26 protein-coding genes and 1 pseudogene are annotated in these 23,917 nt (G+C 70.7%); 14 read left to right on the forward strand and 13 right to left on the reverse strand.

Annotated features, from left to right (window positions below):
* The first annotated feature begins 114 nt into the window (after nucleotides 1–114).
* On the forward strand, nucleotides 115–1,386 hold the full coding sequence (locus ACWD35_RS00390; RefSeq protein ID WP_451348877.1) for a VWA domain-containing protein: 1,272 nt from the start codon (nucleotides 115–117) through the stop codon (nucleotides 1,384–1,386).
* A complete protein-coding gene (locus tag ACWD35_RS00395; RefSeq protein ID WP_451348878.1) occupies nucleotides 1,386–2,186 on the forward strand; it encodes a hypothetical protein in 801 nt (266 codons plus the stop codon). Before ACWD35_RS00390 ends, ACWD35_RS00395 begins: the two co-directional genes overlap by 1 nt.
* A 105-nt stretch (nucleotides 2,187–2,291) precedes the next feature.
* On the opposite strand, the gene ACWD35_RS00400 is transcribed toward ACWD35_RS00395, so the two are convergent.
* Nucleotides 2,292–2,918: a winged helix-turn-helix transcriptional regulator gene (locus ACWD35_RS00400; protein WP_451348879.1), complete on the reverse strand. Its 627-nt coding sequence runs from the start codon at nucleotides 2,916–2,918 to the stop codon at nucleotides 2,292–2,294.
* Nucleotides 2,919–2,999: 81 nt separating this feature from the next.
* Between ACWD35_RS00400 and ACWD35_RS00405 the strand changes: the two genes are divergently transcribed.
* Nucleotides 3,000–4,208 (forward strand): pyridoxal phosphate-dependent aminotransferase, encoded by a 1,209-nt coding sequence (locus tag ACWD35_RS00405; protein ID WP_451348880.1) that lies wholly within the window; start codon nucleotides 3,000–3,002, stop codon nucleotides 4,206–4,208.
* Nucleotides 4,209–4,346: 138 nt separating this feature from the next.
* Here ACWD35_RS00405 and ACWD35_RS00410 read toward each other — a convergent pair whose 3' ends face one another.
* On the reverse strand, nucleotides 4,347–4,841 hold the full coding sequence (locus tag ACWD35_RS00410; protein ID WP_451348881.1) for a nucleoside deaminase: 495 nt from the start codon (nucleotides 4,839–4,841) through the stop codon (nucleotides 4,347–4,349).
* Nucleotides 4,842–5,058: 217 nt separating this feature from the next.
* Nucleotides 5,059–5,403, reverse strand: a pseudogene (locus ACWD35_RS00415) (phosphorylase family protein); the annotation flags it as partial.
* 237 nt (nucleotides 5,404–5,640) lie between these two features.
* Here ACWD35_RS00415 and ACWD35_RS00420 point away from each other — a divergent pair.
* From ACWD35_RS00420 to ACWD35_RS00440, 5 genes are all read left to right on the forward strand, one after another.
* Nucleotides 5,641–6,384: a GntR family transcriptional regulator gene (locus ACWD35_RS00420; RefSeq protein WP_451348882.1), complete on the forward strand. Its 744-nt coding sequence runs from the start codon at nucleotides 5,641–5,643 to the stop codon at nucleotides 6,382–6,384.
* Nucleotides 6,385–6,999: 615 nt separating this feature from the next.
* Entirely contained in the window at nucleotides 7,000–7,473 is a 474-nt protein-coding gene (locus ACWD35_RS00425; protein WP_451349304.1) for a carboxymuconolactone decarboxylase family protein, read from the forward strand.
* A 124-nt stretch (nucleotides 7,474–7,597) separates the two neighbouring features.
* Nucleotides 7,598–8,194 carry a histidine phosphatase family protein gene (locus ACWD35_RS00430; protein WP_451348883.1) on the forward strand — a complete coding sequence of 199 codons (597 nt, stop codon included), beginning with the start codon at nucleotides 7,598–7,600 and terminating at the stop codon, nucleotides 8,192–8,194.
* A gap of 117 nt (nucleotides 8,195–8,311) precedes the next feature.
* Nucleotides 8,312–8,956 (forward strand): hypothetical protein, encoded by a 645-nt coding sequence (locus ACWD35_RS00435; protein ID WP_451348884.1) that lies wholly within the window; start codon nucleotides 8,312–8,314, stop codon nucleotides 8,954–8,956.
* Between the two features lie 71 nt (nucleotides 8,957–9,027).
* Complete coding sequence (locus ACWD35_RS00440) at nucleotides 9,028–9,450, forward strand: acyl-CoA thioesterase (protein ID WP_451348885.1); 423 nt, start codon at nucleotides 9,028–9,030, stop codon at nucleotides 9,448–9,450.
* Nucleotides 9,451–9,502: 52 nt separating this feature from the next.
* Here the strand turns inward: ACWD35_RS00440 and ACWD35_RS00445 are convergent, their stop codons facing one another.
* Complete coding sequence (locus ACWD35_RS00445) at nucleotides 9,503–9,904, reverse strand: winged helix-turn-helix transcriptional regulator (RefSeq protein WP_451348886.1); 402 nt, start codon at nucleotides 9,902–9,904, stop codon at nucleotides 9,503–9,505.
* Nucleotides 9,905–9,995: 91 nt separating this feature from the next.
* Between ACWD35_RS00445 and ACWD35_RS00450 the strand changes: the two genes are divergently transcribed.
* Nucleotides 9,996–11,438, forward strand: coding sequence for an MFS transporter (locus tag ACWD35_RS00450; RefSeq protein WP_451348887.1), 1,443 nt, complete (start codon nucleotides 9,996–9,998; stop codon nucleotides 11,436–11,438).
* Between the two features lie 3 nt (nucleotides 11,439–11,441).
* Here the strand turns inward: ACWD35_RS00450 and ACWD35_RS00455 are convergent, their stop codons facing one another.
* On the reverse strand, nucleotides 11,442–12,296 hold the full coding sequence (locus ACWD35_RS00455; protein ID WP_451348888.1) for an NAD(P)H-binding protein: 855 nt from the start codon (nucleotides 12,294–12,296) through the stop codon (nucleotides 11,442–11,444).
* Between the two features lie 95 nt (nucleotides 12,297–12,391).
* On the opposite strand from ACWD35_RS00455, the gene ACWD35_RS00460 reads away from it, so the two are divergent.
* On the forward strand, nucleotides 12,392–13,195 hold the full coding sequence (locus ACWD35_RS00460; protein WP_451348889.1) for a helix-turn-helix domain-containing protein: 804 nt from the start codon (nucleotides 12,392–12,394) through the stop codon (nucleotides 13,193–13,195).
* Between the two features lies 1 nt (nucleotide 13,196).
* Here the strand turns inward: ACWD35_RS00460 and ACWD35_RS00465 are convergent, their stop codons facing one another.
* The 8 genes from ACWD35_RS00465 to ACWD35_RS00500 form a co-directional block, all read right to left on the reverse strand.
* Nucleotides 13,197–13,817, reverse strand: a complete 621-nt coding sequence (locus ACWD35_RS00465; protein ID WP_451348890.1) for a TMEM175 family protein — start codon at nucleotides 13,815–13,817, stop codon at nucleotides 13,197–13,199.
* A gap of 79 nt (nucleotides 13,818–13,896) precedes the next feature.
* The gene (locus ACWD35_RS00470; protein ID WP_451348891.1) at nucleotides 13,897–15,282 is read right to left on the reverse strand and encodes a nucleobase:cation symporter-2 family protein; all 1,386 of its coding nucleotides are present in this window, start codon (nucleotides 15,280–15,282) and stop codon (nucleotides 13,897–13,899) included.
* 224 nt (nucleotides 15,283–15,506) lie between these two features.
* A complete protein-coding gene (locus ACWD35_RS00475) occupies nucleotides 15,507–16,886 on the reverse strand; it encodes an 8-oxoguanine deaminase (protein ID WP_451348892.1) in 1,380 nt (459 codons plus the stop codon).
* Nucleotides 16,887–17,013: 127 nt separating this feature from the next.
* Nucleotides 17,014–17,937 (reverse strand): factor-independent urate hydroxylase, encoded by a 924-nt coding sequence (pucL, locus tag ACWD35_RS00480; RefSeq protein WP_451348893.1) that lies wholly within the window; start codon nucleotides 17,935–17,937, stop codon nucleotides 17,014–17,016.
* Nucleotides 17,938–17,944: 7 nt separating this feature from the next.
* Nucleotides 17,945–18,343, reverse strand: a complete 399-nt coding sequence (uraH, locus tag ACWD35_RS00485) for a hydroxyisourate hydrolase (RefSeq protein ID WP_451348894.1) — start codon at nucleotides 18,341–18,343, stop codon at nucleotides 17,945–17,947.
* Between the two features lie 4 nt (nucleotides 18,344–18,347).
* A complete protein-coding gene (uraD, locus tag ACWD35_RS00490) occupies nucleotides 18,348–18,860 on the reverse strand; it encodes a 2-oxo-4-hydroxy-4-carboxy-5-ureidoimidazoline decarboxylase (RefSeq protein WP_451348895.1) in 513 nt (170 codons plus the stop codon).
* Nucleotides 18,861–18,982: 122 nt separating this feature from the next.
* Nucleotides 18,983–19,294 (reverse strand): helix-turn-helix domain-containing protein, encoded by a 312-nt coding sequence (locus ACWD35_RS00495; RefSeq protein WP_451349305.1) that lies wholly within the window; start codon nucleotides 19,292–19,294, stop codon nucleotides 18,983–18,985.
* A gap of 47 nt (nucleotides 19,295–19,341) precedes the next feature.
* Complete coding sequence (locus ACWD35_RS00500) at nucleotides 19,342–19,593, reverse strand: hypothetical protein (RefSeq protein WP_451348896.1); 252 nt, start codon at nucleotides 19,591–19,593, stop codon at nucleotides 19,342–19,344.
* Between the two features lie 147 nt (nucleotides 19,594–19,740).
* On the opposite strand from ACWD35_RS00500, the gene ACWD35_RS00505 reads away from it, so the two are divergent.
* The 4 genes from ACWD35_RS00505 (at nucleotide 19,741) to ACWD35_RS00520 (ending at nucleotide 23,771) form a co-directional block, all read left to right on the forward strand.
* Nucleotides 19,741–20,580, forward strand: coding sequence for a TIM barrel protein (locus tag ACWD35_RS00505; RefSeq protein ID WP_451348897.1), 840 nt, complete (start codon nucleotides 19,741–19,743; stop codon nucleotides 20,578–20,580).
* Nucleotides 20,581–20,623: 43 nt separating this feature from the next.
* Entirely contained in the window at nucleotides 20,624–21,541 is a 918-nt protein-coding gene (locus ACWD35_RS00510; RefSeq protein WP_451348898.1) for a 2-hydroxy-3-oxopropionate reductase, read from the forward strand.
* Nucleotides 21,542–21,715: 174 nt separating this feature from the next.
* On the forward strand, nucleotides 21,716–23,173 hold the full coding sequence (locus tag ACWD35_RS00515; RefSeq protein WP_451348899.1) for a catalase: 1,458 nt from the start codon (nucleotides 21,716–21,718) through the stop codon (nucleotides 23,171–23,173).
* A gap of 364 nt (nucleotides 23,174–23,537) precedes the next feature.
* The gene (locus ACWD35_RS00520) at nucleotides 23,538–23,771 is read left to right on the forward strand and encodes a hypothetical protein (RefSeq protein ID WP_451348900.1); all 234 of its coding nucleotides are present in this window, start codon (nucleotides 23,538–23,540) and stop codon (nucleotides 23,769–23,771) included.
* The last annotated feature ends 146 nt before the right edge of the window (nucleotides 23,772–23,917 follow it).

Here is a 23,917-nt window from a genome sequence, read left to right on the forward strand (position 1 = left end):
GCTGGCGGGCCTGTTCTGACGGTACGGCGCCCGGCACAGTGGCGGTGCCTGCCGTTCCGGTTCCGGTCGCCTGCCGTTTTGGCACCCGGCGCATGTGGTCAATAGGATCCGCCGATGATCAGAAGACAACGGCTGGCGGCGGGCGTGTGCGCGCTGCTCGCCGCCCTGACGGCCGGGATCGCGGTCCCCGCCCCGGCCCTGGCCGACGAGACGGGGCAGCCCGCTCCCAAGGTCGAACTCGTGCTGGACGTCAGCGGCTCCATGCGTACGCGGGACATCGACGGCGGCTCCCGGATGGCCGCGGCGAAGCAGGCGTTCAACGAGGTGCTCGACGCGACCCCCGAGGAGGTTCAGCTCGGCATCCGGACCCTGGGCGCCAACTACCGCGGCAACGACCGCCAGACGGGCTGCAAGGACACCGCACAGCTCTACCCGGTCGGCCCGCTGAACCGGACCGACGCGAAGACGGCGGTCGCCACGCTGGCGCCGACCGGCTGGACGCCGATCGGGCCGGCGTTGGAGAAGGCCGCGCAGGACCTCGACGTCAGCGGCAGCGACGGCGGCACCCGCCGTATCGTCCTGATCAGCGACGGCGAAGACACCTGCCAGCCGCTGGACCCCTGCGAGGTGGCCCGTGAGATAGCCGCCAAGGGCATCGGGCTGACCATCGACACGCTCGGCCTGGTGCCGGACGCCAAGACCCGCGCCCAGCTCAGCTGCATCGCGGACGCGACCGGCGGCACCTACACCGACGTGCGGCACAAGGAAGAACTGAGCGACCGTGTCGGCCAGTTGGTCGACCGGGCCGCCGATCCGGTGGTGACCCCGGTGGCCACCGAGGGCACGGGCCAGTGCGCCGACGCGCCCGCGCTGAAGTCCGGGCTGTACACCGACCGCGAGGACTTCGGGCGGCAGCGCTGGTACAAGGTGGACGTCAACCCCGGCCAGGAACTGCGCGCCTCGGTCAGCGTGGCGGACGACCGGGCCGTGAACCCGAACTACGGCGTGCTGCTGCGGGCGGTGAACGCGCACGGCCGCGAGCTCGTGCGCGGCGAGGCCGCCGGCACCGGCCGCACCGACGTCATCTCCACGGGCCTGCGCTACCCGCGCCCCGACAACGACGACGACAACGCCACCCCCGAGACGGTGTGCCTCCAGGTCACCAACTCCTTCACGCCGGCCGCCGGTGTGAAGACGTCCCCGGGTCTGCCGCTGGAGCTGACCGTCGACGTGGTGGACGGTCCGGACAAGGCGAGCGACGTGGCCGCCTTCGGTCTCGGACGCGGCTGGTGGCTGCTCGGCGCGCTGGTGCTGGCCGGATTCCTGGCCGGTCTGCTGTGGGGCTGGGTGTCGCGCTGGCGGGTTGCTGTCTGGAGGACGAACTGATGCGTATCACGCGTATGTTGGGCACCGCGCTGCTGGCGCTCGGACTGGCCGCCGGACCGGCCGCCGCCGACTCCTCGCCCTCCCCCAGCGCCTCGTCCGACGACCAGGCGCCCACCCAGGCGGGCACCTCGTTCCGTACGGCGACGGAGATCGAGCAGGGCCAGCAGGCCTCCGCATCCGCCTCGACCGGTGACTACCTGTACTGGTCGTTCCCGGCGGACTCCGGCCAGCGGCCCACCGTCAAGGCGATGGTGAAGCTCCCCACGACGCACGCGGCCGAGACCTGGCAGATCGACGTGTACGACGGGCTGCGCCGCCGCCAGTCCTGCCAGTACGGCGCGGCGACGCGCACCGCCGCGCAGGGAGCGGCCTCGGTCGAGCTGGCCTGTGTGCTGCGCACGGTGCGCGCCTGGTCGGAGCCGTGGGCCAACGACCCGCTGCCGGGCACGTACTACGTCCGGCTGACGGTGGCGAACCTCGGCCCCACCGACCTCGGCCAGCCGGTGAGCGCGCACGTCCGCGTCGACTCCAAGGACATCGGGGGCGCCGCTGCGGTGGACGGCTCGCTGGCCAAGCCGCTCGTCCCCGGCATCGCCGTCAAGTCGGAGGAGAACAAGGACGGTTCGAAGGCGGCCGTGCTGTCCAGCTTCGGCTCGGACGACGGCTGGTCCTCCGGCTGGTGGACCGACCGCTGGGTGTGGACCGCGATCGGCGGCATGCTCGCCGCGCTCGCGGGCATCGGCGGCTACGCGCTGACGCGGGGCTCGGGACGGCCGTCCCAGGTGCCGCCCGGCGTCTGAGGCGACGTGAGCGAAGGCCCGCCTTTCGGCGGGCCTTCCGTTTTTCCCAACCGCCCGCCACTAGGCGGTCGGCTGAAGATGCGGAGTCCGGGCCGCGGCCCGTTTTCACGCCTCCCGCAGGCCTTTGGCCAGCGTGCCGTCCCCGGTCACCGTCACCCGCCCGGCCCGGACGGCGTCGGTCAGTCCCAACTCGCCCCGCGCCACGGCCTCGCACGTCGCCGCGTCCATCACCAGCCGTGCGTCCGCCTCGCCGGGCGCCGGCCCGTCGCCGTACACCGGCCCCTCCTGGGCGCCGACCCGCAGATGGAACTCGCCCTCCTCCAGCTGGACTTCGACCAGCCCTTCGCCCTCCAGGGCTCGCAGCAGCGGCAGGGCGAACCAGTGGGCGCGCACCGCGTCGGTCGGCCGCCGTTCCACCAGCTCCGCCGCGCCCCACGTTCCCAGCGCCTGCAGCACGGGCAGCAACTCACGACCCCGCGCGGTGAGTTCGTAGACGTACGCGGCGCCCGGCGGAGGCAGGCGGCGCCTCGTGGTGAGTCCGTCGCGCTCCATGTCCTTCAGCCGGGAGGCGAGTACGTCCGTGCTGACGCCGGGCAGGTCCGCGTGCAGGTCCGTGTAGCGGCGGGGGCCGGCCAGCAGCTCCCGGACGATCAGCAGGGTCCAGCGGTCGCCGACGAGGTCGAGGGCGCGGGCTGCGGAGCAGTACTGGTCGTAGCTTCGGCGTGGTGACATGCGACGCAGTCTAGACATGTTGTTGGACTTTCCAAGCTCCTACTTGGTAAAACCAAGCAACACGAGTTTCCGGAGGGACGCATGGAGTTCCGGCAGTCGAACAAGCTCAGCGAGGTCTGTTACGAGATCCGCGGCCCGGTGATCGAACACGCCAACGCGCTGGAGGAGGCGGGCCACAGCGTGCTGCGGCTGAACACCGGCAATCCCGCGCTGTTCGGCTTCGAGGCACCGGAGGAGATCCTCCAGGACATGATCCGGATGCTGCCGCAGGCCCACGGCTACACGGACTCGCGCGGCATCCTGTCCGCCCGCCGGGCGGTCGCCCAGCGCTACCAGAACCTCGGCCTGGACGTCGGCGTGGACGACGTGTTCCTCGGCAACGGCGTCTCGGAGCTGGTCTCCATGGCCGTACAGGCGCTGGTCGAGGACGGCGACGAAATCCTCATCCCCGCACCGGACTTCCCCCTCTGGACGGCGGTCACGACCCTGGCGGGCGGCAAGGCGGTCCACTACCTCTGCGACGAACAGGCCGACTGGACCCCGGACCTGGCCGACATGGCGGCGAAGATCACCGACCGCACCAAGGCCGTGGTCATCATCAACCCCAACAACCCCACGGGCGCGGTGTATCCGAAGGAAGTCGTCGAGGGCATCCTCGACCTGGCCCGCCGGCACGGCCTGATGGTGTTCGCCGACGAGATCTACGACCAGATCCTGTACGACGACGCCGTGCACCACTCGGCCGCGTCCCTCGCCCCGGACCTGGTGGTGCTCACCTTCTGCGGCCTGTCGAAGACGTACCGGGTCGCGGGCTTCCGCTCCGGCTGGCTGGTGGTGACCGGCCCCAGGCAGCACGCCAGGAACTACCTGGAGGGCCTGACCATGCTGGCCTCCATGCGGCTGTGCGCCAACGCGCCCGCGCAGTACGCCATCCAGGCCGCGCTCGGCGGACGCCAGTCCATCGGCGAACTCGCCGCTCCAGGGGGGCGGTTGTACGAGCAGCGGAACGTGGCCTGGGAGAAGCTGAACGAGATCCCGGGTGTGTCGTGCGTGAAGCCCAAGGGCGCGCTGTACGCGTTCCCGCGCCTGGACCCCAAGGTCCACAAGATCCACGACGACGAGAGGTTCGTCCTCGACCTGCTGCTCCGCGAGAAGATCCAGGTGGTCCAGGGCACCGGCTTCAACTGGCCCGCCCCCGACCACTTCCGCATCCTCACCCTTCCCCACGCCGACGACCTGGAGGCGGCGATCGGCCGGATCGGGCGTTTCCTGGGCGGCTACCGGCAGTAGCCTCGGCCTGCCGATCGGCAGGTCTTGGACGGTGCGATGGGCCGCCGTGAGACTCCCTCCACCTTCAGGCGCCGCCGGCGCGCCGCGTCCGCCCCGGCTGTCGTGGCTGGAGCGGACGCGGTGCCGGCCGCTGGCGTGCTACCCCCAGTACCCGAGGTGCACCGCGGCAGCCTCTTCGTAGAGGTACGGCCCCGACACCTCGACCGTGTTCCCGCCGGCCGCGAAGATCTGACGGCACGGGAGATCGAGCAGCGGCTCGTCGGGGTCCACTCCGGCGAGGACGTTCAGCTCTGTCGCCGCGAGTGCGTAAACCACCCGGCGGATGCCGCTCCAGTAGATCGCGCCCGAGCACATCGCGCACGGCTCGGTGCTGGTGTACAGCGTGGCCTCGGCGAGCTGGTCCGGCGTCAGCGTGCGCGACGCCTGCCGGACCAGGTTCGTCTCCGCGTGGCCGGTGACATCGTGCTCCGTGATCACGGTGTTCTCGGCGGTGAGCAGGACGTTCCCGGTCGCGTCGGTCAGCAGCGCGCCGAACGGATGGTTGCCGTGCTTGCGCGCGCGGGCTGCGAGGTCGATGGCCGCGAGGAGGTGAGCCCGGTCCTGATCGGTCGGCGTGTTCGAAGCTGGTTGCATGACGTGCTCCTCATAGGGGGTGAAGCTGGTTGGCGAAGCTGCCGCGGGCCAGCCGGGGGGGTGTCGCTCGCGGTCAGCCCGGTGATGGTGCTGGTGATCACGTTGTCGGTTCATCTGGTTCGCGGACTTAGCGGGTGCCGCGGTCCAGGCGACGGGTCCGTCACGTCGCTTGCTGCCGGTGACCCGGTTCCTTCGGTCGCAGTGGGTAGGTCCGCGGTCACATTTCTGTGAGCAGTCGGGTCAGGAGCTCGCCCATGCGCGAGGCCGAGTCGCGGCCGGCCTGCAGGACCTCTGCGTGGTCCAGGGGCTCGGCGGTCATTCCGGCTGCCAGGTTGGTGACCAGGGACCGCCCGAGCACCTCGGCGCCGCCCGCGCGGGCGGCGATCGCCTCCAGTGCGGTGGACATGCCGACCAGGTCTGCGCCGAGGGTGCGCAGCATCCGGATCTCGGCTGGGGTCTCGTACTGCGGGCCGGGCCACTGGGCGTACACACCCTCGGTGAGTGTCGGGTCGATCCGGCGGCACAGTTCGCGCAGTCGGGGCGAGTACAGGTCGGTCAGGTCGAATCTGGTAGCCGAGGACGGCCAGCACAAGAGCGGTCAAAAGCCCGAACTGGCGCCCGGCGGACCGGCCAACGACGGGGCTCGTCAGCGACATGACGGCGCCTTCACCTTCGCGAGGGGAAATGGGGGTTTGCGAGCGGCATCCTCGTTCCGCGCCATCACTTGTCAGACAAGTGGACTCGCGGGACACTTTTAACCTGAGCGCAGGGGATGCGTCAAGAAGCGGAGGAGGTACCGGTGGCTGACAACCAGCCCCGACGACGGCCGGTGGTCGTGCTGTACGAGCGGATCGTGGAAGCCATTCGCGAGGGCGTCTACCCGCCGGGTTCACCGATGCCCAGTGAGCCCAAGCTCGCCGCCGACCTCGGGGTGAGCCGGCCGGCACTGCGCGAGGCGCTGATCCTGCTCCAAGAGGACGGCGTACTCGACGCGCGCCGCGGTGTCGGCCGCACGGTCAACCAGCCGCCGCAGCGCGGGTTCGAGCAGCTGCGCCCGATGGAGCAGCTGCTCGGCGGCGGGCGGGGGGCGCGGGCCACCGTCCTGCGGCACGACATCGCGGAGCCGACGGACTTCTCCACCCAGCACCTGCTGCTCTCCGCCAAGGACCGGGTCCCCTTCTGGGAGGTCGTCCTGGAACTCGACGGCCTGGCCTGCTGCCTGGCCCAGGAGTGGGCGGCTCCCCCGGAGAGGCTGCGTGAGCTGCTCCCGGAACTCGCCGATGCGCTGAGCGAGCCCCCGACGCCGCCGAGCTCCATGCTCAAGGTGCTGCTGGAGGCCGGGCGAGAGCTGCCGCTGCGCGGCTCGGCCACGATCGTGGCCTCCATGCTCGGCCAGCGCCGCGGCCAGCAGCTCGCGCGCCCCGCGGACACCCCCGCCATCCTGACCACACAGGTCGTACAGGTAGGACGGACCCCGGTACTGGCAGCCAAGTACATGCTGCCCTCCGGAGCCCCCGCCCTGCCGGTGCTGCAGGCCCGGTGAATCACAGCGGCAACCCGCAGGGTGTCACCATCCCAGCCGCACTCGCCTTGTCTGACAAGTGACGGGCGCGTGGAATCCAGCCGCTGGTATGTGACCGCCTCCTGGCAGCGCGCGCCCGTCCCCCTCCTGCCGCTGGAGGCGGCCCTGGCCCGGGGCGTGGTCGCGGTGGACATGAACGACGACCACCTCGCCGCCTGGCACCTGGACGTGCACGGCAACCCGGTCGGCGAACCACGGCGCTTCTTCTACGACCTGTCCGGCACCACCCAGCACCGCGACGCGAAGATCCGGCACGCACTGAACCGGCTGCTGCACCACACCCAGCGCTGCGGGGCCTCGGCGGTCGCGATCGAGGATCTCGACTTCACCGACGGCACATCCCGGGAGAAGCACGGCCGTAACAAGTGCTTCCGCCGCCTGATCTCCCGCCGTCGTCGCGGTCGACCGCCTACACCAGCCGCTGGGGCGCCCAGCACTGGCAAAAACCCCTCACCACCAAGACCCGTACAACCACGCAACGACCGAAGTGATCGTTCATTAGGAACGGTGAATTGTCTCAAGAGGAGCCAGAGCGGAGGACGACAAGCAATAAGAACCAACGACAAGGAGTGCACGATGGAAGCTCGGCTGAACGTCTCCGCCAGCCCGGTCGCGGCCAAGTTCGGGAAGCACCTCGTCGCGGCGGACAGGGTGCTCGCGGACTCGACGCTGCCGAAGGCGACCCGGGAACTGGTGAAGCTCCGCGCCAGTCAGATCAACGGCTGCGGTTTCTGCACCGACATGCACACCAAGGACGCCGCCCACGCCGGGGAGACCTCGGTGCGCCTCAACCTGGTGGCCGCCTGGCGGGAGGCCACGGTGTTCACCGAGGCCGAGCGCGCCGCCCTGGAGCTGACGGAGCAGGGCACCCGCGTGGCCGACGCGGCCGGCGGGGTCACGGACGAGGCCTGGTCGAACGCCGCCAAGCACTTCGACGAGGAGCAGCTCACCGCCCTGGTGTGCCTCATCTCCCTCATCAACGCCTTCAACCGCGGGAACATCATCATCAGGCAGCCCGCCGGCGACTACCAGCCCGGGCAGCACGGATGACAGAACACGGATGACAGCACTCCGGCACCGACACTGACGGTGGCTGCCCGTCCGGACCAGTTCGCCCTGCGCGCCGAGGCCGCCCTGTGGCACCGTGCTGACAGACGAGCGGAAGGGCCGGCACGTGGGTGACCTCTTTCTCGTCCGGCACGGCGAGACCGAGTGGTCGCGGTCCGGACGGCACACCGGCTGGACCGACGTGCCCCTCACCGAGCACGGCCGGGAGGAGGCGCGCCGGCTGGTGCCGCTGATCCGCTCGCACCGGATCGGCGCGGCCTTCGTCAGCCCCCTGCAACGGGCCCGGGAGACCGCCCGGCTCATCGGCATCGACGACGCCCGGGTCGATGCCGACCTGCGCGAATGGGACTACGGCGGGTACGAGGGTGTGACCACCGTGGAGATCCAGCGGAGCCGGCCCGGCTGGTTCCTGTTCACGGACGGGGTCGCGCCGGGTCCGCCCGAACATCCCGGGGAGACCCCGGAGCAGGTCGGGGAGCGCGCCGACCGGATGCTGGCCAAGGCGGACGCCGCCCTCGCGGACGCCGAGGGGATCGTCGTCCTGATCGCCCATGGGCACTTCCTGCGCGTCCTCACCGCCCGCGCCCTGGGGCTGCCCCCGCAGCACGGCGCCCTTTTCCAGCTCGCGACCGGGGCGCTGAGCCGCATCGGCACGGAGCACGGGCGGCCGGTCGTGGCGGGATGGAACATCCGGCCGGCCTGACCGGCCCGCTCCCTGGCAGGCGCACCCGGCCCGTTGTCGGACCCCGGTCGTACGCTGCATCCGAGCCGCCCGTCCGGCGGTTTCAGGGCATCCGACGACACGGGGAGGGAGCACGCCGTGACCCGACCGCCGACCGTCGCGCAGCGGCGCGTGATCGACGCCGCCGATCCGGTCACCGGGCGGCTGCGCGGGACCGAGGCGCAGCTCGCGGCCCTGGTGAAGCGGGGGCTGGCGTTCCGGCACCCCCGGCCGCCGCACGACCACTTCCTCACCCCGGCGGGGCACCGGATACGCGAGTCGCCGCCTGAGGCGGGGGCCGCGGACGGGAGCAAGGCGCCGGAGCGGGCCGCCCCCGCGACGGGGGTGTTCGCGGCGCGCGTCGGCGGGGAGGAGGAGGCCCCGGCGTCCGGTCCGGCGCGGCTGCGCGAGGTGCACAGCGCCTGGCAGGGGCTGCTGGAGCTGCGCCGGATGACCCATCCCGACGGCGCTACGGACCGGCCCTGCGGCTGGGAGCGCGCGCATCTGGTGCGGGCCGCCGCCCTCGCTCTGGAGGCGGCCGGGCACCGCCCTGAGGGGCCGGAGGGCCCCGGCTACCGGGTGCGGGCGACCGCGCAGCCGGAGGCGGTCGCCGTGTACGCGCCGGACGCAGCGAGCCTCACCGCCTGCGCGGCCACGCTGGAGCGGGCGGGCTGGCAGGCCGGCGAGTACACCGAGCCGCGCACCAGGATGCGCTATCTGCTGGCCTCGCCGCGCCGGGTCTGAGCGGCATGCCAAGATCGTGCATCGAAGAGTCGAACGTGAGTGAACGTGAGCAAGTGCGAGAAGGGGAAGCAGTGGCCGAACCGTATTCCGTCCGTGTGACCGTGCGTGGCTACGAGACCGACACACAGGGCCACCTCAACCAGGCGGTGTACCTCAACTACGCCGAGCACGCCCGCTGGTCGCTGCTCCAGGAGGCCGGCATCAGCCAGACCCGGCTCACCGGCCAGGGCGTGGGGCCGGTGGCGCTGGAGACGACGATCAGCTTCCGGCGTGAGCTGCTCGCTGGTGAAGAGGTCGACGTGACCTGCGAGTTCGAGTGGAGCGGCGGCAAGACCTTCCGTATCCGCCAGCAGGTCGTCAAGACCGACGGCACGCTGGCGGCCGAGATCACCGCGGTCGGCGGTCTGCTGGACCTCAAGGCGAGAAAGCTGGTCCCCGACCCGGCGGCGGTCTTCAAGGAACTGACCACGGATCCGGGACTGTTCGGCCTGTAAGCCGCCCAGGCGGCTTGTGAGCCGGCCACGCGGTTTGTGAGCCGGCCATGGCCTACGCGTCGAGCAGCTCCGGACTGTGCTCGGCGTCGTAGGCCGCCCGCGCCTCCGCGATGTACACCCGGTTCCGCTCGGCCCAGTCGGTCATCCGCTGCAGCGTCTCGTGCAACTCCTGGGCGGCCGGGGTGAGTTCGTACTCCACTTTGGGCGGCACCGTCGGATGCACGGTGCGCGTGACCAGGCCGTCGCGCTCCAGGTTGCGCAGGGTGAGCGTGAGCATGCGGCGGCTGATGCCCTCGATGCCACGCTCCAGCTCGGTGAACCGGATGGGTCCGTGAGCGGCGGCGACGAGGATCTGCACGCTCCATTTCCCGGCCACCCTGTCAAGAACTTCCCGGACCGGGCACGCGTGCGCGTTCACTGCCTGGACGGTAACACCGGTGTTCCTCTGGGACATCGGACTGCCTCCTTACGGCGGCCTCCATGGTCACTGACGATGTTCCCCGTTACAAGTCGTGTACCAAGACGCGTAGGGAGAACGGGGAGCCATGTCGGCCACCATCGAGCACAGCCCGTCACCGGCGGCGGTGACACCTTCACGGGCCTACTCCCGCTGGGCGTCTCTCGCCGTACTCTGCGCGGGAACCCTGATGACGGTCCTGGACGCCAACATCGTCACCGTGGCGATGCCCGCCATCCAGAGCGACCTCGGCTTCAGCGGGCCGGGGCTCGCCTGGGTCGTCAACGCCTATCTGATCGCCTTCGGCGGGCTGCTCCTGCTGGTGGGCCGGCTCGGTGATCTGGTCGGCCGCAAACGGATGTTCACGTCCGGGCTCGCCGTGTTCACGGCCGCGTCGGTGCTGTGCGGGACGGTGACCGAGCAGGGCACGCTGATCGCGGCGCGGGCCCTGCAGGGCGTGGGCGGGGCGATGGCCTCGGCCGTGGTCCTCGGCATGCTGATCGCGCTCTTTCCCGAACCCCGGGAACAGGCCCGCGCCATCGCGGTGTTCAGCGCGGTCGGCGCGGGGGGCGGCGCGCTCGGCACCTTCCTCGGCGGGGCGCTGACCCAGGGCCTGAACTGGCACTGGATCTTCCTGATCAACCTGCCGATCGGCGTGGCCGCGTGGTGGGCGGCGGTGCGCGTGCTCGCCCCCGAGCGGGGCGCCGGGCTCGGCAGGGGCGCCGACTACCCGGGGGCCGCGCTGGTCACGGGGGCGCTCATGCTCACGGTGTACGTCATCGTCGGCTCCGGCGACCGCTCGCCGGCCTCGACCCTGCTCCTGGCGGCCCTCGCGCTCGCCCTGTTCGCGGCGTTCACCCTGCGCCAGGCGCGGGCCGCACGGCCCCTGCTGCGGCTTCGCCTGTTCCGCTCCCGGGTGCTGAGCGGTGCGAACGCCGTGCAGGTGACGATGATCGCGACGATGTACGGCTTCCAGTTCATCAGCGCGCTGTATCTGCAACGCGTGCTCGGCTACGACGAGTTGACGACCGGTCTCGCGTTCCTGCCCGCCCCGGTCGTGATCGGTCTGCTGATGCTGGGGCTGTCGGCGCGCACCATCGGCCGGTTCGGCCCGTACCGGGTGCTGCTGGCCGGGCTGGCCCTGATCACCGCCGGCATGGCCCTGCTCAGCCGCGCTCCGGCCGACGGCTCCTACGCGGCCGACGTCCTGCCGCCGATGCTGCTGCTCGCCGCCGGGTTCGCCGCGGCCATGCCCGCGCTGACCGGGCTCGCCATGTCGGGAGCGCGGGAGGAGGACGCGGGCCTGGCCTCCGGGCTGTTCAACACCACGCAGGTGGTGGGTGGTTCGCTGGGTCTGGCGGTGCTGTCGACGCTGGCGGCGTCACGCACCGACGGACTGCTCGGCCGGGGTGCGCAGTTGGTCCCGGCCACCGCGGCGGGCTACCAGCTGGCCTTCCGGGTGGCGACGGGGTTCGCGGTGGCAGCGCTGGTGCTGGCGGCGGCGGTCCTGCGGCCGGGACAAGAGGACTGAGGACTAACGCGGGCCGAACGCCTCCTTGTGGTCCAGCGCCCACTCCCGGTACGTCCGCGCGGGCCGGCCCAGCAGCTCCGCCACCTCCCCGGTGACGACCGCGTTGCCGCCCTTGCGGACGAAGGCGGTGGCGGTCAGGATGCCCTCGGCCTGCGCGTCGTCGAAACCCCAGGCGGAGACGAGGAATTCGCGTGTCTCGGCCGGCGACAGATCGCGCGTGGTGATCGGGCGGCCGAGGACGGAGGCGAGTACGGCGGCCTGTTCGGGGACACTGATCGCCTCCGGCCCGGTCAGGGTGTACGTCCGTCCCGCGTGCCCGCCCTCCACGAGGACGCGTGCCGCGACCTCGGACACGTCCCGGGGGTCGATCACCCCGGACGGCCCGTCACCGGTCTGGTTCGGCACCGGCTCGCCCGCCTCGACGGCCTGCGCCCAGCTCAGCGTGTTCGAGGCGAAGGACGAGGGCCGCAGGATCGTCCACTCGGTGCCGCTGTCCCGCAGGGCCTGCTCGCCGGGCACGTGCCAGGCGCCCGACGGGCCGACGTCGGGGTCGCCCGTCGCGATCGCGGAGAGCTTCACCAGCCGCCCGACGCCCGCCGCACGCGCCGCCGCCACCAGCGCCTGGTCGCGTCCCGAGTCCGGACCGGGCGCGCCCAGCAGGAACGCGGCCGTCACCCCGGTCATCGCGGCCTCCAGGGAAGCCGGTTCGAGGTAGTCGCCGCGGACCACCTCCACTCCGGAGGGCACCGGGGCCTTCGCCGGGTTCCGGGTCAGGGCGCGCACCTTCTCGCCGCGCGCCGCGAGCTGTCGTACGAGTTCACTGCCGATGGTGCCCGTGGCACCGGTCACGAGGATCATGCACTCCACGGTGCGCCGGGCGGCGAGCGGCGCTCTTGGAAATTCCGGCACGGTTCGCCCGTCTTCCCGTCCCGCGGCTCGCCTACGGTGGAGGGGTGACGAACTCCCGTGCCGAACAGGCCCTTCCGCTGCCCGAGGTCCTGAGCGCCTGGATCACCGGGGTCCGGACCGTGTCCGTGGCCGGGCCGCCCGAGGCGGCGTTCACCCATCTCCCGGACGCGGCCACGAAGGTCGTCGTACGCGTGGGGGTGACCGGGCAGCGCGACGTCCTCGCCGTCGGTCCACGGGTGCGGGCCTCCTACCACGACGGCAAGGCCCTCGCCTCCTGCGTGGAGCTGCGCCTCGCCCCGGGCACGGCCCGGCCGCTCCTGGGCGTCCCGGCGGCCGAGCTGGTGGGCAGGGTCGTGCAGCTCGGCGAGCTGCCGGGCCGGACGGCCCGCCAACTGGAACGGGAGTTGCGGTGGTTGACCGCCGAGGAGACGGTGGCCCACCTCGCGGACACGCTGCCCGAACGGCTGACCGCGTCGGCGGACCGCACCCGCACCGCGCTGGTACGGGCCGGGGTCGACGCGATGTCGGTCCAGGCCGGCCGGGTACCGGGGCAGGTCAGCGAGGTCGCACGTGAACTGGCCGTCAGCGAACGGCACTTGCGCAACCTCTTCGCGGAGGGCGTCGGCCTGTCCCCCAAGCACTACTCCCGCATCAACCGCGTACGCGCGGTCCTCACGCACGCCCCGACCGCGCCCTGGGCCGAACTCGCCGCCGCCACCGGCTACTACGACCAGGCGCACATGACGTCCGACTTCCGTGCCCTGATGGGCGTCCCGCCACGCTCGTACTTCACCGGCCGGCTGCCCGCGGCCACCCCCTGCCAGGCCGGGCCCGGCCCCCGGCCCTGACTCAGGACGTGGCCGCCTCCTCCCGGGTCGGCACCGCTACCTGGTTGAAGCCGTAGTACAGGGCGAGCAGCCCGTGTGCGGCGAGGGTGAGGGGTGCGGACACGAAGGCGAGGCCCACCGTCACCGGGTAGGCCAGGGAACCGAGGGCGAAGCGCACCCGGGTCCGGCGGGCCGCCGTGGCGTCGACGCGGGCGTCGAAGAGGCGGCCGGTGCGGGTGAGATGCCACCACAGGGCCTGGAAGGCCAGCGCCATCGCGACCATCACCAGGCTGTACACGGCCGCCGCCGCGTGGGAGGCCGTGTCCTCACGCAGGTATTCCGCGAGCATGGCCGTCGGCCAGGGAATGGCGGCCACCACCATCAGCAGCGCCAGGTTCAGGAACATCAGCGTGCGGTCGACCCGGGCGACGTAACTGAACACCTGATGGTGGTTGACCCACATGATGCCGATCACCAGGAAGCTGACCACATAGGCGGCGTACGACGGCCACTGCCCGCCCAACGCGTGCCACAGGCCGCCGTGTTCACCCACCTTGGGCACCTTGATCTCCAGGATGAGCAGGGTGATGGCGATGGCGAACACGCCGTCGCTGAAGGCCTCGACACGGCCGGACTCGTTCATAAGCCCAAGACTGCCGTACATGGGCGTGCGGGGTACGACAACTGCCGCACCCCGCGTCTCACCTGTGACAGGCCAACCCTCAGTGGGCAGGCGCCAGTTCCTCCCCAGACTCCATCGGGTGTGTGACGTCCTCGGCCTCGCTGCCCCGGCCCAGGTGGTTGAAGACCAGGTTGAGCAGGAGCGCGGTGACGCAGCCGGTGGAGATGCCCGAGTCGAGGACGATCCTCGCGGTCTCCGGGAAGGCGTGGTAGAAGCCCGGCGCGGTGATCGGGATGATGCCGATCGCGAGGGAGACGGCCACGATCAGGACGTTGTTGTCCTTCTCCAGGCCGGCCCGGACCAGGGTCTGGATGCCGCTCGCGGCGACCGAGCCGAACAGGACCACGCCGGCGCCGCCGAGGACCGGCCGCGGGACGACCGCGATGAGCGAGGCAGCCGCCGGGCACAGGCCCATCAGGACCAGGAAGCCGCCGCCGACCGCCACGACGAAGCGGCTGCGGATCCGTGTCATGGCGACCAGGCCGATGTTCTGCGCGAAGGCGCTGCACATGAAGCCGTTGAAGACGGGGCTGAGGGCCGAGCCGAGGGTGTCGGCGCGCAGGCCCGCCGCGATGGTCTTCTCGTCCACCGGGCGTTCCACGATCTCGCCCAACGCCAGCATGTCGGCGGTGGATTCGGTCATGGAGACGACCATCACCACGCACATCGACAGGATGGCGGCGATCTGGAACTGCGGGGCGCCGAAGTGGAACGGCGTCGGGAAGCCGACCAGTTTCGCGTCCGCCACCGGCCCGAAGTCCGTGACGTCGAACGGGATCGCGATCAGCGTGCCCACGACCAGGCCGAGCAGCACGGCGATCTGCTTGACGAAGCCGCGGGTGAAGCGGCGCAGCAGCAGAACGACGACGAGGGTGATGCCGGCGAGGCCGAGGTTGGTCGTCGAACCGTAGTCGTGCGCCGCCGGGTTGGGCCCCTGGGCCCAGTTGAAGGCGACCGGGAGCAGGGAGATGCCGATGAGCGTGATGACCGTACCGGTGACGACCGGCGGGAAGAAGCGGACGGCCTTGCTGAAGAAGGGGGCCGCTATGAAGCCGAGGAGGCCCGCGACGATCACCGCGCCGAAGATCATGGGCAGGGCGTCGGACTTGTCCTTGGCGGAGGCGACGATCGCCGTCATGGGGGCGACGCCGGCGAAGGTGACGCCGTTGACGAAGGGCAGCCGGGCGCCGATCTTCCAGATGCCGAGGGTCTGCAGGAACGTGGCGAGCCCTGCGGTGAACAGACAGGCGCCGGTAAGGAACGTGAGGTCGGTGGCGGACAGGCCTATGGCAGCGCCGACTATCAGGGGCGGGGCGACGACTCCCGCGTACATGGCGGCCACATGCTGAAGGCCGCTGGTCGCCATCTTGAGGGCGGGGAGTTTCTGGTCGACTGGGTGGATCTCGTCAACGGGGTGAGCGGACACGGCGGCTCCTCCGGTCGGTTGACACGTCGGCTGGGACGCGGGTTTCAGGGAGGTGGTGCGCGGCGGTCGTGCGGGACCGGAGGCCCCTTGAGGGGGCCAGGGGACGGTGACCGTTCCGGGACGCGCGCGTTCACGCGCGCCCCGGAGACGGCCGCCATGGACCCCGCTCGGGTCCACGGCTGCCGGCCAGGAGCCGTCCCTCCCGGCCGGAGTCCAGCAGTGGCTCAGCCCTTGGCGGCGATCTGCGCCAGGCGCTGGGCCTCGGCCCGCGTGGAGCGGGCGATGGCGTCCTCGTCGACGGTGAGCAGGCGGCCGTCCTCGACGATCTGCCGGCCGTTGACGAAGGAGGCGGTGACCGGGGCCGCCGCACCGAAGACCAGGGCGGTCACCGGGTCGGCGATGGAGGCGTGGGCAATGGTGTCCAGCTTCCACAGCACCAGGTCGGCGAGCTTGCCGGCCTCCAGCGAGCCGGTCTCGGCGGCGCGGCCGAGGACCTGGGCGCCGCCGTAGGTGCCGAGCCTGAGGGCCTGGCGGGCGTTGAGCGCGGCCTCCTTGTGGGCGCCGAGCCGGTTGATGAGCAGGGCGTTACGCAGCTCGGTGTGGAGTTCGCCGGACTCGTTGGAGGCGGTGCCGTCGACGCCGAGGCCGACCGGGACGCCGGCGGCGAGCATGTCCGGGACCCGCGCGATACCTGCCGCCAGGCGGGCGTTGGACGACGGGCAGTGGGCGACACCGGTCTTCGTACGGCCGAAGGCGGCGATGTCGGAGTCGTTCATGTGGACGCAGTGCGCCATCCACACGTCCTCGCCGAGCCAGCCGGTGGACTCGAAGTAGTCGGTCGGGCCCATGCCGAACAGCTCGTGGCAGAACTTCTCCTCCTCGACCGTCTCGGAACCGTGGGTGTGCAGCCGCACGCCGAGGCGGCGGGCCAACTCGGCACCCTCACGCAGGAGTTCGGTGGAGACGGAGAACGGGGAGCACGGGGCGACGGCGACCTGGGTCATCGCGTCGAAGGAGGCGTCGTGGTGCTCCTTGACCGTCGCCTCGGTCGCGGCGAGCGCACCGTCCAGGGTCTCGACGGCGAAGTCCGGCGGCAGTCCGCCGTCCTTCTCGCTGCGGTCCATGGAGCCGCGGGCCAGGGTGAAGCGGACACCCATCTCGCGGGCGGCGCGGATGATCGCGCCGGACAGGTCGCCGGAGCCCTGCGGGTAGACGTAGTGATGGTCCATGGCGGTGGTGACGCCGCCGCGGGCCATCATCGCGAGCGAGCCCTGGGCCGCCGCGTACACCATCGGCTCGTCGATACGCGCCCACGTGGGGTAGAGCGCGACGAGCCAGTTGAAGAGGTTGTGGTCCGTGGCCAGGCCCCGGGTGATCCACTGGTAGAAGTGGTGGTGGGTGTTGACCAGGCCGGGGGTCACGAGGTGCCCGGTGGCGTCGATGCGGCGTACGACGTTCTCCAGGCCCTCGGGGGCCTTGCCCGCGCCGACCGCCTCGATGCGGTTGCCGGCGATGACGACGTACCCGGAGGCGTACTCGGTGTCGTCGGCGTCGACGGTTGCGATCGAACAGTTCTCGATGACGATGCGCTGAGCTGCTGCCATGATTCGTCCTTTTCGCTCAGTGGACTGAAGTGGGAGGGCACGGCAGGACCCTAGAAGTTTTGAGTGCCGTGACCGGGGAGGCGGAAGGGCGCGTCTCCCCGGTCACGGGTGCCGAGGTTCGGGTACGTCAGAGGTTGGTGAGGTCCACCGGGATCTTCGGCTCGCAGCCGTCCCGGAGGATGGTCGCCTCGATCAGGCCGTAGGGCCGGTCGGCGGCGAAGTACACCTCGTTGTCGTTCTTCAGCCCGAAGGGCTCCAGGTCGACCAGGAAGTGGTGCTTGTTCGGCAGCGAGAAGCGGACCTCGTCGATCTCGCTGCGGTTGTTGATGATGCGCGCGCCCATCTGGTACAGCGTCTGCTGCAGCGAGAGGGAGTACGTCTCGGCGAAGGCCTGGAGCATGTGCTTCTTGACCTGCTCGTAGGACTTCTCCCAGTTGGGCATCTTCTGCTCGTCGTCGGTCCAGTTGAACCGCCAGCGGCCGGAGACCTGGGTGGCCAGGATGCGGTCGTACGCCTCCTGGAGGGTCGTGTACTTGTCCTTGACGTAGCCCCAGAACTCGGAGTTCGTCGAGTTCATCACGACCAGGTCCTTCAGGCCGGAGATGACCTCCCACTTCTCACCGTCGAAGGTGATCTGGGTGAGGCGGGTCTCCTGGCCCTTGCGCACGAAGGAGTGCTTGACCTCGTCCGCTCCGATGAACTTGGAGTTGGCGTCGGAGGTCTCGATCCGCTCCCAGGCGTACTCCTCGATGCGGATCCGGGCCCGGTGGATCGGCTCCTGCGAGGTGACGAAGTGGCGGGCGAGGTGGATGCCGAACTGCTCGGCGGACTCGATGCCGTACTCCTTGGCGAACGCGTACACCGTGTTCTTGGTGGTGTCGGTCGGCAGACAGTTGGCGTTGGAGCCGGAGTAGTGGACCTCACTCATGTCGCCGCTCAGCGCCACGGAGACGTTGAGGTCCTTGATGTGGTGGGTGGCGCCGTCCCGCGTGATCTTTACGACTCGGTTCTCGGCCTTGCCGTACTGGTTCTGTCCCAGGATCGTGGGCATGTTTCTGCTAGCTCCCTCGGTAAACGGAGTAGCCGAACGGGTTGAGCAGCAGCGGTACGTGGTAGTGCTCACCCGGCACGACGGCGAACGTGATCGCCACCTCCGGGAAGAACACGGACCGCGCACCGCTGTCCCGATTCGCGGGGGCGTCCTGCTGCGCATCGGCTTGCTTCTTCTCGAAGTACGGTTCGACGTCGAAGTCGAGCCGTACGTGGGTGGTCCCCGCCGGCAGCGCCGGCAGGTCCTTGCACCGGCCGTCGGCGTCGGTCGCGGAGCCGCCGAGCGCCTGCCAGCTCGCGTCACGGCCGCTGCGGGCCGCGAGCTGGACGGCGACGCCCTCGGCGGGGCGGCCGACGGAGGTGTCCAGGATGTGCGTGGACACGGAGGCGGTGGTGCTGGTGCTCATGGTGTCAGGCGTCCTCTTCGACGAGTCGGGCCAGTCGGATGCGGTTGATCTTGCCCAGCTCGGTGCGGACGAGCTCCCGCTCCTGCTCCGGCGCGTTGCCGATCCGCTCCTTGACCGCGTCCCGCATCTGCTCGCCGGTCCGGCCGGTGGCGCAGATGAGGAAGACATGGCCGAACTTCTCCTGGTAGGCCAGGTTCAGTTCGAGCAGCTCCGTCTTGAGCTCCTCGGAGGCGCCGGCCATGCCGCGCTGCTCGCGGGCGGAGGTCGGGTCGCCGGGCTTGGGGCGCCCGATCGGGGGGTGTCCGGCCATCGCCTCTTCGAGGTCGGCCGTGGTCAGCTCGGCCATGGCTGCGTCACTGGCGGCGTAGAGGGCCTCGACGGTGGCGTAGGGGCGGGCGGCGGACAGTCGCCGGGCCCACTCGGTGGAGGCGCACGCCTCGTGGAGGGCGGCCAGCGCCGCGTGCTCCTCCAGGTCGTTGAACCGGGCCAGGCCCGGGGGCGTGGAAGTCGTAGTCACGGGAGCCTCCGTGGCCGGGAACGGCCTTCGTGCTGAACGGGCTGCCGATAGCTAACGCCCCCGGAAACCCCACGTCAACACTTTGTTGAAAAATCCGCGTAACAAGAAGGATCCCGTTGCGCTCAGGCGCCCTTCTCCCGGTTGAGGTAGTTGTAGACAGTGAAGCGGCTGACGCCCAGCGCGCTCGCCACGGTCTCCACTCCGTGCCGCACGGCGAAGGCGCCGCGCGCCTCCAGTATCCGCACGACCTCCTGCTTGGCCTTGCGGTCCAGGTCGGCCAGCGGCCTGCCCTTCCGGCGCTCCATGGCGGCCAGGATGTGATCGAGGGAGTCGGCGAGCTGGGGCAGGCGTACGGCGACGACGTCGGCGCCCTCCCAGGCGAGGACGACATCCTCGGGGCCAGCCTCGTCCGGCGGGAGCAGCTCCCCGCCCATGGCGTCGACCAGCGGCTTCACAGCCGCGATGAAGGGCTCGTCCCCGGTCACCGGTCCCCCTCCCCGATCACGTTGACCTGGAGCGAGACCCGGGTGGCACCGGCCTCCAGGGCCTTGCGCAGCAGCGCGTCCACGGCCGTGAGCACGCTGTCGGCGCCCCCTTCGGCCGTGTTGCCGAACGGGCCGACGTCGACGGCGTCCAGCTCGGCAGCCTCGATGACCTGCCGCGCCACCAGGGCGTGCGCGGGCGCCTCGTCGAGGTCGAAGGGCTCGGTCGTGAACTCCACTCTCAATCGCACGCGCACAACCTAACGCGCGGCACGGATTTTCGGGCAGCCCCGCCGGGTCCCCCTTGACAAGCAGCGACACGCCGCTGCAATCTTCCATTACGCAGAAACGAACTTCCGCAATATGGAATCTCAACCACGGAAGGGAGCGCGGCCCGAATGGGATTTGCAGACCAGCGCTTCAACGTCAACCTGTCGATCCTCTTCACGGAACTCCCGCTCCTGGAGCGCCCCGCGGCTGCCGCCGCGGCGGGCTTCACCGCGGTCGAGCTGTGGTGGCCCTGGGTCGACTCCCCCACCCCCGAGCAGTCCGAGCTCGACGCCCTGAAGAAGGCGATCGAGGACGCGGGCGTCCAGCTCACGGGCCTGAACTTCTACGCCGGACAGCTGCCGGGCCCGGACCGTGGCGCCCTGTCGATCCCCGGTGAGGAGTCGGACAGGTTCCGCGCCAACATCGACGTGGCCATCGCCTTCGCCCGGTCCCTCGACTGCACGACCTTCAACGCCCTGTACGGCAACCGCGTCGACGGGGCGGACCCGGCCGAGCAGGACGCGCTCGCCGTGGAGAACCTGGTCCTCGCGGCCCAGGCGGTCGGCCGGGTCGGCGGGACGATCCTGATCGAGGCCCTCAACCAGCCCGAGTCGCCGAAGTGCCCGATCGTGAGCGCGCCCAAGGCGATCGAGGTCGTGGACAAGGTCAACGCGGCGACGGGCCTCGGGAACGCGAAGTTCCTCATGGACCTCTACCACCTGTCCATGAACGGCGAGGACCTGCCGTCGGTCATCGAGCGGTACGCGGCGAAGACCGGCCACGTGCAGATCGCCGACAACCCGGGCCGCGGCGCCCCCGGGACGGGCTCGCTCCCGCTGGAGGAGCTGCTCGACCAGCTGAAGAAGGCCGGTTACGACGGCTGGGTCGGCCTGGAGTACAAGCCGGGCGACCGTCCGAGCGCCGAGGCCTTCGAGTGGCTCCCGCGCGAAGCGCGTGCCGCGCGTTGAACCCCCTGACTTTGCAAGGCAGTTGAGAGAGGCACCCCCAATCATGAGCAACACCCTCGCAGATTCCTCCCACCCGACCCGCCCGGCGATCGCGTGGATCGGCCTCGGCATCATGGGCTCCCCCATGTCCGAGAACCTGATCAAGGCGGGTTACCAGGTCACCGGCTTCACCCTGGAGCAGGACAAGCTGGACCGGCTGGCCGCCGCGGGCGGCGCCGCGGCCTCCTCGATCGCCGAGGCCGTGCGCGACGCCGACGTGGTGATCACCATGGTGCCCGCGTCGCCCCAGGTAGAGGCCATCTCCTACGGCCCCGACGGCATCCTGGAGAACGCCAAGCCGGGCGCCCTGCTGATCGACATGTCCTCGATCACCCCGCAGACCTCCGTCGACCTGGCGAAGGCCGCCAAGGAGAAGGGCATCCGCGTCCTCGACGCCCCCGTCTCCGGCGGTGAGGCCGGCGCCATCGAGGCCGTGCTCTCGATCATGGTCGGCGGCGAGCAGGCCGACTTCGACATCGCCAAGCCGATCCTCGAGGCGCTCGGCAAGACCATCGTCCTGTGCGGCCCGCACGGCTCCGGCCAGACCGTGAAGGCGGCCAACCAGCTGATCGTCGCCGTGAACATCCAGGCGTGCGCCGAGGCCGTGGTCTTCCTGGAGAAGTCCGGCGTGGACCTGACGGCCGCGCTGGACGTCCTCAACGGCGGCCTCGCGGGCTCGACCGTGCTGACGCGGAAGAAGGACAACTTCCTGGGCCGCGACTTCAAGCCCGGTTTCCGTATCGACCTGCACCACAAGGACATGGGCATCGTCACCGACGCCGCCCGCAACGTCGGTGCCGCCCTGCCGGTCGGCGCCGTGGTCGCCCAGCTGGTCGCTTCGCTGCGCGCCCAGGGTGACGGCGGCCTGGACCACTCGGCCCTGCTGCGGGCCGTGGAGCGCCTCTCCGGCTCCCAGGTCTGACCGCCTCCCTTCAGACTTCCGGGCCGCGGTGCCGCCGACACCTGTCCTGTCGCGCCCAGGCGTCGCCGCGGCCCGGAATCAGCTTCAACAAACTGTTGACGTTCAGATCGCCCCACTCCTAGGCTCCACAAAGCGGAAACAGGTTTCCGCTGCCACCCGCACGGAAGGTCCACGATGTCGAAGCGCGTGCTCACGACAGAGTCCGGCGCCCCGGTCGCCGACAACCAGAACTCAGCCTCCGCCGGCGTCGGCGGCCCGCTCCTCCTCCAGGACCAGCACCTCCTGGAGAAGCTCGCGCGCTTCAACCGCGAGCGCATCCCGGAGCGCGTGGTGCACGCCCGCGGCTCGGGCGCCTACGGCCACTTCGAGGTGACCGACGACGTCACCGGCTTCACCCACGCCGACTTCCTGAGCGAGATCGGCAAGCGCACCGAGGTGTTCGTGCGCTTCTCGACGGTCGCCGACTCCCTCGGCGGCGCGGACGCGGTGCGTGACCCGCGCGGTTTCGCCGTCAAGTTCTACACCGCGGAGGGCAATTACGACCTCGTCGGGAACAACACCCCGGTGTTCTTCATCAAGGACCCGATCAAGTTCCCGGACTTCATCCACTCGCAGAAGCGCGACCCGTTCACCGGCAAGCAGGAGCCGGACAACGTCTGGGACTTCTGGGCGCACGCCCCCGAGGCCACGCACCAGGTGACCTGGCTGATGGGCGACCGCGGCATCCCGGCGTCGTACCGCCACATGAACGGCTACGGCTCGCACACCTACCAGTGGACGAACGCCGAGGGCGAGGCCTTCTTCGTCAAGTACCACTTCAAGACCAACCAGGGCATCCGCAGCCTGAGCAGCGAGCAGGGCGCGGAGACCGCGGGCAAGGACCCCAACTCCCACCAGACGGACCTGCTCCAGGCGATCGAGCGCGGGGTCAACCCGTCCTGGACGCTGCACGTCCAGATCATGCCGGCGGCCGAGGCGGCGGAGTACCGCTTCAACCCGTTCGACCTGACGAAGGTGTGGCCGCACAGGGACTACCCGCTGCAGCGGGTGGGCCGCCTGGTGCTGGACCGCAACCCGGACAACGTCTTCGCCGAGGTCGAGCAGGCCGCGTTCTCCCCGAACAACTTCGTTCCGGGCATCGGCCCCTCCCCCGACAAGATGCTCCAGGGCCGCCTGTTCGCCTACGCGGACGCCCACCGCTACCGCCTGGGCGTCAACCACACGCTGCTGGCCGTCAACGCCCCGAAGGCGACGACCGCGCAGAACTACGGACGCGACGGCTTCATGGCGGCCAACGCGCAGGGCCGCGGCGCCAAGAACTACGAGCCGAACTCGTACGACGGCCCGGTGGAGACCGGCCGCCCGCTGTCGGCCCCGCTGGCCGTCTCCGGCCACACGGGCAACCACGAGGCGCCCCTGCACACCAAGGACGACGACTTCTTCCAGGCGGGCGAGCTGTACCGCCTGATGTCGCAGGAGGAGAAGTCCCGCCTCGTCGCGAACATCGCCGGCGGCCTCTCGCAGGTCTCCCGCGACGACGTGATCGAGAAGAACCTGGCCCACTTCCACGCCGCCGACCCGGACTACGGCAAGCGCGTGGAGGAGGCGGTCCGCGCCCTGCGCGAGGACTGAGGCCGCAGACGACCCGTGGCAGCCGGGCGGCCCGGATGAGGGGTGGCCGGTCGGAACAGCTCGCGGGTGAGGCGAGGACCGCGGCGGCTTGTGAGCCAGTGCGGTGGTGAAGGTCCGGGGCCTCCTTCTCGACCTGAGGGAAGGAGCGCCCGGGTCCGTCGCAACCGCCGCGGTCCCAGCCAGAACGAGACTCCGTCCGGCGGCGCGAATGTCCTGTCGCGCCCAGCCTCGCGCCGTCGGGCGGTCACCACAGTCACCACAGAGTGCGCAGCGCTCCCCTGTCCAGGGGAGCGCTTTCTGCGTTGTCCAGCGCTTCCGCGCTGTCCGGGGTGCGTATCCGCCGCGCTCGCAGCACGCTGAAGGCATGGGCAATCCGACGCAGTATCCGCACATCGTGGTCCATGCCCCGGCCCTGGACGGCTCCCGGCGCGTCACCGAGGGAGACGTGGTCCTGGGGATCGCCTCCCACCTGGACGACGTCGTGGAGATCCTGCGGCTGGCCGACCTGGACCGGATCGAGGTCGAGGAGAGCGACCTCATCGAGTGGCAGGGCGGCGGGCCGGACGACTGGCCGGGCCTGTCGGAACACGAGGTGTAGACACATACAAGAGGTGCGGGAGAGCCGCGTACAGCAACGGCCGTACGGTGGCTACGCAAGCCTCAAATCAAGCTCAGAACACACGCGATGGAGGCGCCAACGGGTCCCGCGACCGGGCACAGTAGCGGCACGCGGGACCCGCCGGC

The sequence above is a fragment of the Streptomyces sp. NPDC002671 genome (genome assembly GCF_053592475.1).